Annotated in this window: 10 protein-coding genes and 2 pseudogenes; 2 read left to right on the top strand and 10 right to left on the bottom strand. The window is 65.2% G+C overall.

Annotated elements, in window-relative coordinates; genetic code table 11:
- Positions 1-50: 50 nt before the first annotated feature.
- Positions 51-113: pseudogene (locus A5780_RS42920) on the top strand (hypothetical protein); the annotation flags it as partial.
- Between the two features lie 237 nt (positions 114-350).
- Here A5780_RS42920 and A5780_RS37130 read toward each other — a convergent pair.
- Together A5780_RS37130 and A5780_RS37125 are read right to left on the bottom strand one after the other, a co-directional pair.
- Positions 351-1157: pseudogene (locus tag A5780_RS37130) on the bottom strand (TRC40/GET3/ArsA family transport-energizing ATPase); the annotation flags it as partial.
- A gap of 152 nt (positions 1158-1309) precedes the next feature.
- Positions 1310-1846, bottom strand: a complete 537-nt coding sequence (locus A5780_RS37125) for an ArsI/CadI family heavy metal resistance metalloenzyme (protein ID WP_063012088.1) — start codon at positions 1844-1846, stop codon at positions 1310-1312.
- A 96-nt stretch (positions 1847-1942) separates the two neighbouring features.
- On the opposite strand from A5780_RS37125, the gene A5780_RS37120 reads away from it, so the two are divergent.
- Positions 1943-2302: an Rv2640c family ArsR-like transcriptional regulator gene (locus A5780_RS37120; protein WP_064911359.1), complete on the top strand. Its 360-nt coding sequence runs from the start codon at positions 1943-1945 to the stop codon at positions 2300-2302.
- 565 nt (positions 2303-2867) lie between these two features.
- On the opposite strand, the gene A5780_RS41590 is transcribed toward A5780_RS37120, so the two are convergent.
- From A5780_RS41590 to A5780_RS37075, 8 genes are all read right to left on the bottom strand, one after another.
- Positions 2868-3821: a ferritin family protein gene (locus A5780_RS41590; RefSeq protein ID WP_082856822.1), complete on the bottom strand. Its 954-nt coding sequence runs from the start codon at positions 3819-3821 to the stop codon at positions 2868-2870.
- Positions 3822-4461: 640 nt separating this feature from the next.
- A complete protein-coding gene (locus tag A5780_RS37105; protein WP_104366591.1) occupies positions 4462-6105 on the bottom strand; it encodes an NAD(P)/FAD-dependent oxidoreductase in 1644 nt (547 codons plus the stop codon).
- 255 nt (positions 6106-6360) lie between these two features.
- A complete protein-coding gene (locus A5780_RS37100; protein ID WP_231983216.1) occupies positions 6361-7431 on the bottom strand; it encodes a cytochrome P450 in 1071 nt (356 codons plus the stop codon).
- A 515-nt stretch (positions 7432-7946) separates the two neighbouring features.
- Entirely contained in the window at positions 7947-9104 is a 1158-nt protein-coding gene (locus A5780_RS37095) for an LLM class flavin-dependent oxidoreductase (RefSeq protein ID WP_197521956.1), read from the bottom strand.
- Complete coding sequence (locus tag A5780_RS37090) at positions 9052-10017, bottom strand: PIG-L deacetylase family protein (RefSeq protein WP_156769766.1); 966 nt, start codon at positions 10015-10017, stop codon at positions 9052-9054. Before A5780_RS37090 ends, A5780_RS37095 begins: the two co-directional genes overlap by 53 nt.
- A 213-nt stretch (positions 10018-10230) precedes the next feature.
- The gene (locus tag A5780_RS37085; protein WP_197521955.1) at positions 10231-11496 is read right to left on the bottom strand and encodes a cytochrome P450; all 1266 of its coding nucleotides are present in this window, start codon (positions 11494-11496) and stop codon (positions 10231-10233) included.
- A 779-nt stretch (positions 11497-12275) separates the two neighbouring features.
- Complete coding sequence (locus A5780_RS37080) at positions 12276-12707, bottom strand: pyridoxamine 5'-phosphate oxidase family protein (protein WP_063011946.1); 432 nt, start codon at positions 12705-12707, stop codon at positions 12276-12278.
- Between the two features lie 29 nt (positions 12708-12736).
- The gene (locus A5780_RS37075; protein WP_064911358.1) at positions 12737-13636 is read right to left on the bottom strand and encodes an alpha/beta fold hydrolase; all 900 of its coding nucleotides are present in this window, start codon (positions 13634-13636) and stop codon (positions 12737-12739) included.
- Positions 13637-14374: the final 738 nt, after the last annotated feature.

Raw genomic sequence — 14374 nt, 5'->3', positions numbered from 1 at the left:
CGCTGGCCGGGCTGATCGAGCAGATCGAACGCGATGGACCGTGCCTGATCATGTGCATGGGCAAGGGCGGGGTCGGTAAAACCACCGTGGCCGCCGCGGTTGCTGTCGCGCTGGCCGAGCGCGGCCACGATGTGCATTTGTCGACCACCGACCCCGCCCTTGCCCATGCACATGATCAGGCACGGTCCATCGCGTTCGATCTGCTCGATCAGCCCGGCCAGCGGCGCATCAGCCACCGCCGCCACCATCGGCTGCGCCGCCTCCACGGCGGGCATCGCCGGCGTGGGGTCGAACAGGGTCGTCAGGGCATCGAGGCCCACGATATTGGTGGGCTGAAGCTCGACCAGATCTCGCGGCAGCTCCCGCACGGTCGCGGGCATGGCCTCGATCGCGGCGCGTTCGCGGCGGCGGGTCGCGGTCACCAGCGGATCACCGGAATCGGTGGTGTCGGGCAGCACGCCGTTGATCACCACATGCTGATCGGCGAGCCCGACACCGGCCAATTCGCTACGGGTGCGGGCGATCTCGGCCAGTGTCGACCGCGAGGGGCGCGCCACCAGCACCAGGCGGGTGCGGTGCGGATCCGCCAGCGCGTCGACCGCGGCCGCGTACACGGCCTTCTGTTTGTCCAGTCCCGACAGCGGGCCCAGGCAACTGGCATCGCCGCCGCCGGTGAGGAACTCACTCCAGCTGCCGGGCAACTGCAGCAACCGGATGGTGTGCCCGGTGGGCGCGGTGTCGAACAACACGTGGTCATAGCCGCTGGTCTCGTCGGTGAGCAGGGCGGTGAACTCGTTGAACGAAGCCACCTCCGTCGTGCACGAACCCGACAACTGCTCGGTCATCGACGCGATATCGGCCTCCGGCAGCACACCGCGCATCGGCGCGAGGATCCGCTCCCGATAGTCGGTCACCGCCTGCTCCGGGTCGATCTCGAGCGCCCACAACCCCGGCACGCCCGCGATCGCGGTCACCGTGTTGCCGACCGTGACACCGAATACCTGCCCCACATTCGACGCCGGATCGGTCGACACCAGCAGCAACCTCCGACCCGCCCGGGCCAGCGTCACCGCCGCCGCGCACGCGATCGAGGTCTTACCGACCCCGCCCTTGCCGGTGAAGAACACGAACCGCGGCACCCCCGCGAGAAACTTCATCTCACCCACGCCACCACCACCTACACAACCAAGACCGGCCATCCCGGCCCGTACGTTCCATTCGACCGCGTATCCCCCGCACCGCGGCAGAGGCAAACGTCCCCCACCCCGCACCGGCAGTGTCACCGCGCGGGCGGCCGCGCCCGCCGGTGTCAGCTGCAGCAGCCGGCGCCGGAGGCGATCGCCTTCTCTTTCGCCTCGCTGGTGCAGCAGGCACTCGACTCGTCGCGAGCGGTTTCGCCCTCAGCCGCGCTGCCGGTGCCGCAGCATGCCTGTACCGCCTCGCTGTCACCGGTGGCGAATTCCGGTGCGGTACCGAAGTTCTCGGTATCGGCGAGCACGGTGTAAACCTCCCACTTCTCGGCGTTGGGACCCGTGACCCACACCTTGTCCTGGGTGGCGAAACAACATGTGGTCGCGATCTGCTCCTCGGTGAACAACCCCGCCTGCGACAGGCGCGCGATCTCACCGTGGACCTGCTCGGAGGTCTCGACCTCCACACCGAGATGATTGATCGTGCCGCCCTGACCGGTGTTCTCCAGCAGCACCAGCTTCAACGGCGGCTCCTCGATCGCGAAGTTGGCGTAGCCCGGCTTGCGCTTGGCCGGTTCGGTATTGAACAGGGTCGAGTAGAAGGTGATCGCCTGCTCGAGATCGTCGACATTCAAGGCCAGTTGCACGCGGGACATGAGAACCTCCATAGTGAGACATATGTCGAAAAAGCGGATGCCGCCGAGTCTGCCACCTTTTCGACATATGTCAATCCCACAGGTAGTGTGGACGCCATGCCCAAAGCGTTGCCCGTGATCGACATGTCCGCCCCGGTCTGCTGCGCACCGGTCGTGGCCGGCCCGGTCGACGACACCGCCGCCCTCGAGGTCGCCCTGCGCCTGAAAGCGCTCGCCGACCCCGTGCGCGTGAAACTCATGTCACTGCTGCTGGCCAGCCCCGACACCGGCGAAAACGGTGGCGACCTCGCCTCCGCGGTCGGCCTGTCGGAATCCACGGTCAGCCACCACCTTTCGCAACTGCGCAAGGCGGGCCTGGTCGATTCGGAACGAGCCGGGATGAACGTCGTCCACCACGCCAAACGCGAGGCGCTCGCCGCGCTGTGCGTGGTCTTGGACCCCAACTGCTGCCGTTGAGAGACTGCGGCGCATCACCGTGCCCGGGCCCGGCGGGCGAGGACCTCGGCGGCATAGGCATTGCTGGAGGCAGGCCGCGATGTGGATCCATCGAACGGCGCCGGTGATGGACAGACCGAGCAGGTCGCTGAGTAGCTTCGCGGGCACGGTGGCAGCGTTGTCCACCAGTGCGGTGTTGCGACCGGCCCGGACCGGAACGCCCAATTGTCGTACCAACCCGCCTTCCATCAATCAACGCGCGAGTCATGCATCAGATGCAACTCTTCGCGGAAAATCCGTCCTGCGACAACCACGCCCGCGGACCGGCGCAGCGCAGTCTTGATCCATGACCGCGGTCGCTGACCAGGCCGCCAGACCGAGTCCAGCCGTTTCGAGACGATGCTCTCGAGGCAGTGCTCGGCCGCCACGTCGAGCATCCCCTTCTACCCACTGGGTGGAGATATCCGACAACCGCCTCCGGCCGGCCGAGTGCTCCGACGTGGGTTGTGAACTGTTCGTGATCGGAGCGATCGGGCACTGCCAGCCACAGAATCCACCGCTGGGCCGGCGACAGCGTCCCGGCGGGTCACAGGGCATCGAGAGCCTGTTGGAAGGCTTGCTCGTGGGCCTTTTCGTCGGCCGCAATCTCTCGAAACAGGTCGGCCGCCTGGGGGTTTCCGGCCTTGTCGGCCTGGGCGGCATAGTCGGGATACATCGACTCGGCTTCGTGCTTCTCCCCTGCTATCGCGTCGGTGAGATTGGCGGCGACGTCGGAGGCCACCAGTCCGGCCGGCGTCGCTTCTTCGGCGAAGTGCTCGTCGAGCTCCACCTGGGCGGTGCGGGAGAACAGCTGCGCGATCTGCGGGTTCCCCGCCTCACGAGCCTGGCGGGCATATCGGCTGTATTTCGCGAAGGCGAACGCCTCACCCTGCATGGCCGTGCGCAGGTTGGCCAGGGTCGCACCCGACGACTTCGCCGGTCCCGGCGTGATCGACGTCGTGGTGACATCGGGCCCTGCCGGAACCACGGCGCCCGCAGCGGGACCGGTGAGGGTCGCCAAGGCGATCGAGAAGTCGCGTGCGTGCGCTGCTTCATCGCCGGCGATCGCGGAGAACAGCTGCGCCGCAGCAGCGTCACCCGCCGCTGTCGCCTGTGCGGCGAAGCCCGGGTACATGGTCGTCGATTCAGTGGATTCGCCGGCGATCGCGTCACGCAGATTCGCCGCGGTGTCACCACCCAGACCGACCAGATCGGCCTCGCGGGTGAAATGATCCGACAGCTCGGTCTGTGCCGCGGAGCGGAATTCCTGCGCTACCCGAGGCTCGCCGCTGTGCTGGGCCTGATCCGCATACGCCCGGTATTTCGCATGGGCGAATGCTTCCCCGTGCATCGCCGCCATGGCGTTGGTTCGGGTCGACTCGGCCGGAACGGACTGCGACTGCTGTGGCGACGCGGTTCGCTGTGGCGTACCCGAACACGCCACCACCGGCACCAGAAACGCGGCACACATCGCTATCGTCAGTCGCGACTTATTGTGCATTTCTGCTCCTTCGATCCCTCAGGGGTGGAACAGGACCCGGAAGTCCAGCAGCCCCGGATGATCAGCGCTCACGCGCGACCAGCGCACGCGCCGCAAGTCCGAACAGCGCCCCCATCGCAGTCACCTCTCGCCCAGCAAACGGAGACAATTCCATCGTCGCCGCCACTCTGCTCGACGCCCGCAGGCCGAAGTCACCGATCAACGAGCCTTACGCCACGCCACGCGGTGACCTTGGACCCCGAGCGATGGCTAACCTCACACCCACCACCGCTCACCCTCCCGGTGGTCGAACTCACGGTGAAATGATCGTGCCCGCCCGACTCGGCAGGTGTCATCGCTGCGCCGACAGCTGTCGATCGTCACCGCGAATTTGCCAGCCGCGCAACATGATTCGGCGCTCGTCACAGCTTCGCTGTGCCCGACCGCCACCCCAGCACGCACACGCGCACCCGCGCGCCAGCTCCATTCCCGCTGTTCGGCGGCGCGGCAATTCGTCATATGTCGTGGCGGCAGTGACACATTCTCGTGCGGCTTGGGCCGTGGACCGATCAACCGCCACGTGCTCGGCGCCCGCACCGTATCCGCCCCCCACCGCCACAGGGGCACACGGTGCCGTGTCCCTGCACCGGCAGTACCTTGCTCACCGGGTCAGAGTGAAACCGTCGTAGTCGTCGGCGGCGACCTGGTCGCACTTTTCGCGATACGCTCCAACACCGCCGATGTAGGCGTACATCACCCTCGGTTTGCCCGGCACATTCGATCCCACATACCAGGAGTCCACCTTGGGATAGAGCGTCATATTGCCGACTTCGTCGACGTGCCGAGTCCATTCCTGCTCCGCCTCGGCCTCGGCCTCGATGGTTGTGATGCCTTTGGATCGCAACGCGTCGATCGCGGCCGCCACCCAGTCGACGTGCTGCTCGATCGACACCATCATGTTCGACAGGACAGACGGGCTACCCGGGCCGGCGAGCATGAACAGATTCGGGAAGCCTGCCACGGCGAGACCGAGGTAGGTGACGGGCCCGGCGGCCCACTTCTTCCGCAGCGACGCGTCATTCCGGCCGCGAATGTCGATCGCGTTGAGCGCGCCGGTCATGGCGTCGTATCCGGTGGCATAGATGATGTCGTCGAACTCGAAACTCTCCTGCGTCGTCACGAGACCGGATTCGGTAACCCTGGTCAGCGGGGTCGCGCGAACATCCACGAGCCGGACATTGGGACGATTGAAGGTCTCGTAATAGTCGGTCCCCAGGACCGGGCGCTTGACGCCGAAGAGGCCGGTGGGCTGAAGGAGCCGGGCGACAGCGGGATCTGTCACGGTCTCGGCGATCCGGTCGCGGATGAACTGGGCTGCGGTCTCGTTGGCGGCTTCGTCGGCGAGCAGGTCCGTGAATCCGACCAGCATGCTGACCAGTTCGCTGTTCTTGTCTTCCCATACCCTGCGATAGAAGGCTGTTCGCTCTTCCTCGCTCACCTCGAGCGCGCCCTTGGTGGCCTCGGGCTGGGCGATTCCGAAGGACGATTCCCGGTTGGCCTTGCGCACTTCGCGATAGCGCGACTTGATCCGGGTCTGGAATTCGGGATCGATCGGGTGATTGCCGGCGGGAAGAACATAGTTCGGGGTCCGCTGAAACACAGTGAGGTGCTGGGCTGTTTCGGCGACGAGCGGAATGACCTGCACCCCAGAGGAACCGGTGCCGATCACGGCGACCCTCCGGCCGGTGAAATCGACCTCCTGCTCGGGCCATTCGCCGGTGTGGAAACTGCGGCCCCGGAACGTCTCGATGCCGGGAATCTCCACCATCTTCGGCACCGACAGGCAGCCCGTCGCCATGATGGCGAACCTCGCCGAGACGACCTCGCCCCGATCGGTCGTGATGCGCCACCGCGCGGTGGACTCGTCGTAGACCGCGGCGGTGACCCGGGTCCGCAATTGCACGTCCTTGCGCAGATCGAAACGGTCCGCGACGTGATTGATGTAGCGGAGCAACTCTGGTTGCGGCGGCAGCTTCTCCGTCCACTCCCACTCCTGCTCGAGCTCCGGGTCGAAGGAGTAGTTGTAGTACATACTCTTCACATCGACGCGTGCGCCCGGATAGCGGTTCCGGTACCAGGTGCCACCGAGTCCGCCGCCTGCTTCGTATACCTGCACCGAAAGCCCGAGCTCGCGCAGTTTGTGCAGCATATGAAGCCCGGCGAATCCGGCTCCGACGACGACCGCGTCAATCTCGCGGGCCTGTTGCCCGGTCGAGATTTCGGAATGCTGCGAGGTCGTTGTCATTGTGGGATCTGCCTTTCGATGAGTAGCCATGGGAGGCCCTGACAGCGGGGCGGTCGGACGGTGCACACCTTCTCCAGACCGCTACAAGCTGCAGATTATCCGAACATCGACGCGCCCACTTGTTTTTCGACGCAGGACAACATGAATTCGATTGCTGCGCAATACAACCACGATTGCGTTACCTGCATGCTGTTGCGGCACAGAGAGTGCCGATACCGATACATCGAATACCCGTGCAGGACAACCTTCGACCCATCACGCCAAACGCATCGGCGGGCAGGCCGGAAACCGAACCGGTAGCGACGCCAAGGCACGATGGAACTGACCGGGCCGCCAATCCAGTTGCCGCACAGGTTTTTGCGGACGGATATCCGGCAAAGCGTCGAGGAGCACGTCGATGCACTGCGAGGCGATCGTCAGGGCGAGCGACTGCGCCGGGCAGGTATGGGGACCGGCCCCCCATGCCAGGTGCGACCGGTTGCCTTTGCGGTCGCCGCTCACAGCGGGGTCGTTGTTGCAGGCGGCCAGGCTGATCACCACCGGTTCATCGGCAGGCAGCCACACATCGCGGACGAGTTGGGGCTGTTTGGGGTAGCTCACGCACCAGTTCGCCAGCGGCGGGTCCTCGAACAACACGGCATCGATGGCATCCCGGGTAGTCATGGCGCCGCTGAGGACCTCGCCACCGTATTGGTCGTCGGTCATCAACAGCAGCAACGCGTTGAGGATCAGATTGCAGGTCGGCTCCGTGCCCATCGAGAACAGCAGCGCCGACTGGTTCACCATCTCCATGAGATCGAGCTTGTCCGGATGCCTCAGCAACTCCGAGGTCAGATCGTCGCCGGGTTCGACCTGCTTCTGGCGGACCACTCCGATCAGAGCCTCGACGAATCGCTGCTGTCCTTCCTCGGCGCCTACCCCCTCCAGCATCGCGGCCATCCCCTGATAAGCCTCGGCCGCGGCGCCTTCGGGGAAACCCATCAGTTCGCTGAGCACACGAAAGGTCAGTGGATAGGCGTAGTCCATCCGCAAATCCGCGGTACCGCGCTCACAGAAGCTGTTGATCAGCGACTCGGCGGCCCGCGCAACCGAGTCGTGCATCTTGTGCAGGTTGACGGTTTCCAACGCCGCGAAGATGGTCCGCCGGTACCGCTCGTGTTCGGCGCCCGCGGTTCGCAGCGCATTCTGGCGGTAGCCCAGCATCGGCAGTAGCGGGCAGTCCGACGAGACGTTCTTCTCCCATCGGCGAGAATCGGCCGGGAAATGGTGCTCGTCGTTGAGGAGTTGCACCGCCACCTGGTAGCCGATCACCAACGTCGCAGGCACACCCGAAGCGAGCTCGACCGGTACCAGCGGGCCGTGGCGTCGCATGTCTTCGTAGGCTCGGTGTGGATCGGCCGCGAACGAGGGGGCATCCAACCGCACGCGTGAGCCACCGGATTCCCCGGAACCGTAGGCGATCCGAGATGCACCCGGGTCTATGTCGTTCAACGCGTTCCCCTCTCGCGCGGTGCGGGAACGTGTCCCCTTCCGCCTGCTGCGAGACGGCCTGCCATTCGTGGTGTGGGCACGCCAGGTGACCCTACCGTAAATCGTTGCAGTCCAACGTCTTCAGAGAAAACCAGCACGGTAGCTTACTTCCAGACCGATGCACGGTCCCGAATACGGAATCCGCGCCGCAAACGCCGGATGCCGCGGCATCGGATTCCGCTCCCACCACTGATACTGCTGGTTGCCACTCCCCTGCCGATTTCAAAAGGAGCCCACAGAGCCCGAACCCGAGGAACCGGAAACGAGCGCGGAGCAGTCAACTGGACGCAGACGATCCGCTGGCTGGGCTGCTACGGGGTTTGCCTGTGACGGAGCGCGAGAAAGGCATCGGCCAGCAGCTTGAACGACTCGCCTCGGTCGCTCGGGCGGTAGAGGTCGGTCTTGATCAGGAATTCATCCGCTCGAGTGGCCTCTGCCAAGTCCTGCAAGCGCGCCAACACACTCGACGGCGATCCGATGAAGACCCCGTCCAGTTCGTCTGCGGCCGCCCGTCGGGTCGCGTACCCGTAGTGCTCGGCGGTCTGCGGGCTGGGTAAACGTATCGGCTGTCCCTCTTGTCGCCGTGCGGTCTTCATCCTCAATGGTCCGGAAAGCCACTGCGCGCGCTCGTCGGTTTCGGCGGCGATCACTGCCACGCTGATCATGGTCCGCGGCGCCGGGCACAATGTCGACGGCTCAAAGGCTTGCCGGTAGACGTGGGTGGCCGCGATCGTGTTGTGCGGTTGAAGGTGGTGGGCCGCGGCGAAAGGAAGACCGAGAGCACCCGCGACCCGCGCGGTGTAGTCGCTGCTTCCGAGCAGCCAGATTTCGGGCCGGTTTCCTTCGGCCGGCACTGCCGCGGCGCGGTCCTCGCTCTGTTCGTCGAACAGCTCCAGCAGCTCCCGGATCTGGTCTTCGAAGGGCGTGGCTGCCCGATCGTGGGGGCTGCGGATGCGGTCGGTGACCTCGCGCGGCCCACCGAGGGCCCGTCCGAGTCCGAGGTCGATCCGCGCAGGGTGGAAGGCCTCCAGCGTGCCGAATTGTTCTGCGATCACGATGGGCGAGTGGTTCGGTGTCATGACACCACCGGCTCCTACCCGCATGTGGTGGGTCAGCGATGCGACGCGGTCGATGACGACTGCCGGTGCGGCACTTGCTACTCCGCGCATTCCGTGGTGCTCGGGTATCCAAAACCGGTGGTAGCCGAGACCGTCGACGAACTGTGCCAGCTCGACGCACTCACGCAGCGCCTGGCTTGCGTTCGAGCCTTGCACGATCGGCGCCGTATCCAGGACCGAAAACCTAAGCGCGCTCGTCTGTTTCGTCATGAGGGTACCCTTCCGCCGTGCGACCCGCAAACTCGACACCTCTCGACTGACCTCGGCCCGGTCAGCGTGTCGGTTCCTTGTTCGGCGCTCAGATGAGCCCGGCGAAGAGATCGTCTTCCGGTGTCGGCGCCCCGGTGACATCGAATGCGCGAATGTACTCTTCCACGGCGAAGACGGTGGGCCAGAGTTCCTCCGGAACTTTCGCGGTCGTGGAGGTATGGATCTGGCTGGCATGGGAAAACAGTGCCGACCGCTTCCTGGCCACGACCGAGCGGATGTCGACGCGCGCGGCCACGTGTTCATCGATACCGTCGGTGACCGCGCGTCGGCTGCGGTCGGGTTCGGGATAGTCGATTCCCGCCTCGCGCAGAGCATTTCGCAACCGCGTCCAATACCGGGTCCCGTGCGCCGCGTAATACAACTTCGCCGCCACGCCACCCGCGCGAACGGCAGCTTCTGTCGCGCGCGCGGTATGAATGTGGTCCACATGCCGGGTGCCGGTCGGCTCGTGAGTGACGACAACCTGCGGGCGGTGTTTTTCGATGAGCGCGCCCAACTCCTCGGCGACGGTCTGCAGTGGTATGTCAGCGAAGACGGTGCACGCCGGACGCACCTGATCGATCGAGCCCGAATCGTGGTGAGAAAGAAGTTCGAGCGTGCCGACACCGAGATGCGCACACGCTGTCCGCAACTCCGCAAGACGTGTTCGGGCAACCCGCTCCGCATTGTGGCCCGCGGAACCAGGTTTCGCACCGTCGATTCCGTCACCGTACTCGCCGTTCGTGCAGGTGACCAGAACGGTACGCACCCCCCGCCGTGCATACAGGCTCAAAACGCCTCCCGCGCTGGTGGATTCGTCATCCGGGTGGGCCATGACCGCCATCAAAGTCGGGCCTGAAGCCGAGCCGGACGTCATCGAAGGTCCTTTCCGTCGTTCACCCGCCACGGGAAACGACTGTGGGTCGGCATCGGCCTTGCGATCATTGTTGCTTACGCCCAGACGGCGACCTACGACACCAAGAATCGACGTTAACCTCCAAAGTTCATGTCTCACAAGACTCTAGGCAGCCATGCCAGCAGGTGGAGAGGCCTCGGCCACAGCTCTGAGCTGTACGTGCGGCGAGACTGCGGTGGTCGACCAAGCGGACTTCCGCAGACGGATCGCGTCGCCCGACTTCCTGGCACCCTCACGGGTGAGTGGTACATCGCTGGGGCCGAGCCGGAATGGGATTGCCGCGATGTACCACTCGTCGTGTCGACGGCCGGGTCAGGCCATGACGGAGACGCGGTCCGTGTCGGTCACGGGCCCGGTGCGAGATTCCGTGCGTGCGGCCAGGCGGACCGGCAGGCTGGTCAAGCCGTGAATCAACAGGCTCTTTCGCCACGTCAGATCGCTGAATTCGCCGTCGAGCGACAGATCCGGGAAAGTGGCCAGCAGCCTCGAGATCGCGGTCGTGGCCTCCATTCGTGCCAGGGCGGCACCGAGACAGTGATGGATGCCGTGTCCGAAGGCGATGTGCCGGCTCTCGGGTCGTTCGAGGTCGATGCGGTCCGGCTCGGCGAACCGGGCGGGGTCGCGGTTTGCGGCGGCGAGCGAGATGAGGATGAATTCGTCCGCGTCGATGTCCTGATCGCCCAACGTGATCGGGGCGGTGGTGTAGCGGGCCGTGGCCAAGTGCAGCGACCCCTGGAAGCGCAGGATCTCCTCGACGTAGGCGGGTATCGCCTCGGGGTTCGCGCGCAACCGCTCGGCGATTGCGGGCTCGCGCAGTAGCTCGAGTACCGAGTTGCCGATCAGATTGACCGTGGTCTCATGCCCAGCTATCAGCAGCAGGAGCAGCATGGCGATGAGTTCGTGCTGGTCCAGCCGGTCCTCGTGGTCTTTCGCGATGATCAGTTGGGAGAGCAGGTCGTCACGGGGGTCGTCGGTGCGTTCGGCGATCAACTTCGTCAGGTAGGTGAAGTATGTGACCCCGGCGGCGGCGCGTTCCTCGTTCGTGGCCGTGTCGCTGACGACAACGGCGGTCCACGAGCGGAAGTCTGCCTTGTCGTCGTCGGGCACCCCGAGCAGCTCGCAGATTACCGCGATCGGCAGCCGGAACGCGTAGCTGTCGATGAGGTCGACAGTCGTTCGCGCGCTGATGTCGTCGAGCAGACTGTCGGCGATCGAGGTGATTCTCGGTTGCAGATCGCGGATGGCGGGCCCCGCGAACGCCTTCGCCACGAGGCGGCGCAGACGCGTGTGCTGAGGCGGATCGGCGAACAACATATTGTCGCTGATGGCGGTGTTGAACATCTCGGCCGCACCGTTTTTGGCCAGCACGGCCTGTCCCTCGGGCGACCCGATGCGCTTGCTGATGGTCGGCTCCGCCAAGGCTTGCCTGGCCACGTCGTGATCGACGATCAACCAGCCGACCACACCGTCCAATCGAATGCGATGGAGGGGACCGCGCTCGCGCAGCGCCCGATAGGTCGCATGCGGATCCTGGTAGAACTCGTCTGTCAGTTCGAGGATCTCCATCTCGGCTGTCACCGGCCACCACCGGCGGACGAAACCATGGCCGAGCTCGAACATAGGTAATGCACTGTCCCTCAGTCCTTTCGACGAACATTCTGACTTGCGGCCGATGCGGTCCGGAACGAGTAATCGATCAGGGGTGCATCGGTGAGAGGTCGAGCAGTTTCGATCGGGTGAAACAGGGAGGCCCCCGCCACGGATTAGCCATGGCTACCGTTCAGTAAACATCTGAGTGCCCGAGTGGCTTCCGCGTGAACATCGCATCGAAATGCGCTGCTCGCACGCCAGGACTGGTCGGAAGTCGTTGAAGCGGAGTCTTATTCGGAACCGGAGAGCGAAACAGATGGTAGCCCGGCGTCATCGGCGAACGCCTCCGTGCCGCTCCCTTCTATCAGCACGGTGTGATCACGACTTCGTGGCGAAACATCACGACGCCCGCAGTCGCCGGCGTTCGACACGGTGGATGACGGTGGTATGCGGGCGTCGACGAACTCGGCGGCAATAGTTCGGTCGGACAGCTTGATTCGCTTGGCCGAGTTCCCCAGTGCCGCTACCGCTGCCTCGGTCAGGCGGCGGACGATACCGCCCGCGCCGCGCAGTCGTCGAGGCCGACGGCCTGTCCGGCGGCAAGAATCATGTGGCCGGCCACCGAATTCTTGCGCGTCGCCTGCGCCGTCGCCGAGTCGATCCTTCACGACCCACCGGCGGACCGAGAACGAACGGGCGACCACCGCCGGCTGAACCTGCTCATGTCGAGCAAACTACTTCGCCGATCGGACGCCCGAACAGTGCTGTCAGAGATCACCCGAGTAGTCCTGGCTGATCCAGCGGTCGGGGCGGATGGTGAACAGTACGGAGTCGTTGCCGTCCATCCGGTCCGCGAAGGCGCGGCCCTCCTCCGGACCGAGATAGCGGCTGGCGATGCTCACCCGCGCCTCCCGGGGCGAGGGGGTGGCGGCCTCGATGACCGTGCCTTCGACGATGACGTACTGATAGGGCAACTCTTCGCGCTGCACCGTCAGTGTCACCACGCCGGCTTCCCGCACCAGCCTGGCCTTGCGGCGTGCCGCGCCGGTGTTGATGCGAATATTGCCGCCCGGGGTGTAGTCGTACCAGATCGGTGCGGTGGCGGGTGGACGCCCGTCGGTAGCGGCGACCGACAGCACTCCGATGTGCTTGCCCGCCAGGAATTCTTGACGCTCGGCTTCCGAGAAAGGTTTCGGCATAAGACGTCGAACGGAGCAGGCTGCGCCGTTTATTCCGGTCGAACGCGCGAATCCCACTGGGCGAGGACGGTCCGTAAGGTCGCCACCAGCGCAAGCGGTTGATCCATCATCGGGTGATGACCGGCCTCGGCCAATTCGACCACCGTCGCGGGCCGCCCGAACAATCTCGCGATCTCCAGCGCCCGCTCCCGGGTCACCAAACCGCGTTCGCATCGGATGTACAGCACGGATGCGTCCACGGCCCGCAGCGAGCCCAGCGGTGGGATACGCCCGTCTTCGAGGCGCTTGCGCAACATCTCGGGATCGAACTTCCAGCCCCACCCGGCACCGGTGTCTCGCACCGATTCCTCCGCCACGTGCCGCGCGACGTAAGGAAGCAGAACCTCCTGGTCCGGAATGGTTCGAAACCGGCCACAGATCTCGTCCCGCGTCGGGTACGTCTTCGGCCGGTGGAGCAACTGCCGGACGATGGACTCTTGCGACGGCTCCTGAAACGGAGAATCGATGACGACCAGACCCGCGAGCGATTCCCGATGCCGAGCAGCCGCCACGGCGCTCACTCGCCCACCCATGCTGTGCCCGACGACGTACGGCCGTCCGGCTATCTCGCCGGCCTCGGCAGCGGCCATCACCTCGTCCGCCCAGCCCTCGATCGGATATCGGGATCGCACGGCGCTGTCACCGTGCCCGGACAAATCCAGCGCCACCACACGATGCGTACCCGCCAACAACGGAGCGATGTGGTCCCACCAGCCCGAATGCGCCGATCCGCCATGCACCAGCACCACACCGGCCGTCCCCGCCCGGCCCCAGCACCGCAGATGAACGACACCGCCCCCGACGTCGACCTCACGATGTTCGGGCAGTTCCGCAATGGCCCGCGTAAACCATCCCGGTGCCGCGACACCCGCCCCCGATGTCACTACCATCGCCGCCTCCTTCGCCCGGGCCCGCTCCTCGGACCATATCGGCAGGTGTACGTAGCGGTGGCGCCACCGGTGGTGCAACGAGGTTTTCGCTCGATCCCGGGCACCATATCCCGCCATGTCCGAGACGGGCCGGCGCTGACATGCGAACGCTGCGGGAGCGATCCCGAGCCGCGGAAACAGCAAACTGCGACAGCTTGTCCTACAAACTCAACTTCTCTGTGCAGCAGTACAATTCGGAAACCGAGCCAGCAGCGCGGCGTCGAACGCCGCCACCGCTCGGTGCGGCATGCCGCGCGAGCCGAAATTTTTCCTCTGGGTGACGCCACAACGTTCCGCCGAGTGGTCAGCACGGTGGTCGACGACGCCTGTGGCGACCCCGAGTGGTCCGCGCGGAAGAAGTTCGATGCACCGAAGGTGCCGTGTGACGAGCCCACCAGCCACGGGACGGTGCCACCCTTTGCGAAGCCAGCAGGCGGCATTCTGCGCGTTGGCACACTCTAGGCACACTGGCAGTCAACAATGACTCTCAACCGGAAACAAAAAATCCCCTCCGACCCTGGTCGGAGGGGATTTTCGTCTGTCGGGCTGACAGGATTTGAACCTGCGACCACTTGACACACGCTCAAGCGCTCCGGCCGGTTCGCAACAGTCCTCGAAATGCCTGATCAATCCCCATTTCAGTAGCCTCGGAGCGGCGCGTTGAACCCCGGCGAACCCCAGCGTTTCCCATCGAAAACG

The organism is Nocardia sp. 852002-20019_SCH5090214, assembly GCF_001665865.1.
Lineage (GTDB): Bacteria > Actinomycetota > Actinomycetes > Mycobacteriales > Mycobacteriaceae > Nocardia > Nocardia nova.
Note: the sequence above shows the minus strand (reverse complement) of the source record. Positions and strands in the feature narration are given on the sequence as shown.

What these genes read in the sequence shown, in the direction of transcription:
- A5780_RS37105 (WP_104366591.1), bottom strand. Translation starts at nt 6,105, where the DNA reads ATGACAACGACCTCGCAGCATTCCGAAATCTCGACCGGGCAACAGGCC.
- A5780_RS37095 (WP_197521956.1), bottom strand. Translation starts at nt 9,104, where the DNA reads ATGTCACCGGGGCGCCGACACCGGAAGACGATCTCTTCGCCGGGCTCA.
- A5780_RS37080 (WP_063011946.1), bottom strand. Translation starts at nt 12,707, where the DNA reads ATGCCGAAACCTTTCTCGGAAGCCGAGCGTCAAGAATTCCTGGCGGGC.
- A5780_RS41590 (WP_082856822.1), bottom strand. Translation starts at nt 3,821, where the DNA reads ATGCACAATAAGTCGCGACTGACGATAGCGATGTGTGCCGCGTTTCTG.
- A5780_RS37075 (WP_064911358.1), bottom strand. Translation starts at nt 13,636, where the DNA reads ATGGTAGTGACATCGGGGGCGGGTGTCGCGGCACCGGGATGGTTTACG.
- A5780_RS37125 (WP_063012088.1), bottom strand. Translation starts at nt 1,846, where the DNA reads ATGTCCCGCGTGCAACTGGCCTTGAATGTCGACGATCTCGAGCAGGCG.
- A5780_RS37120 (WP_064911359.1), top strand. Translation starts at nt 1,943, where the DNA reads ATGCCCAAAGCGTTGCCCGTGATCGACATGTCCGCCCCGGTCTGCTGC.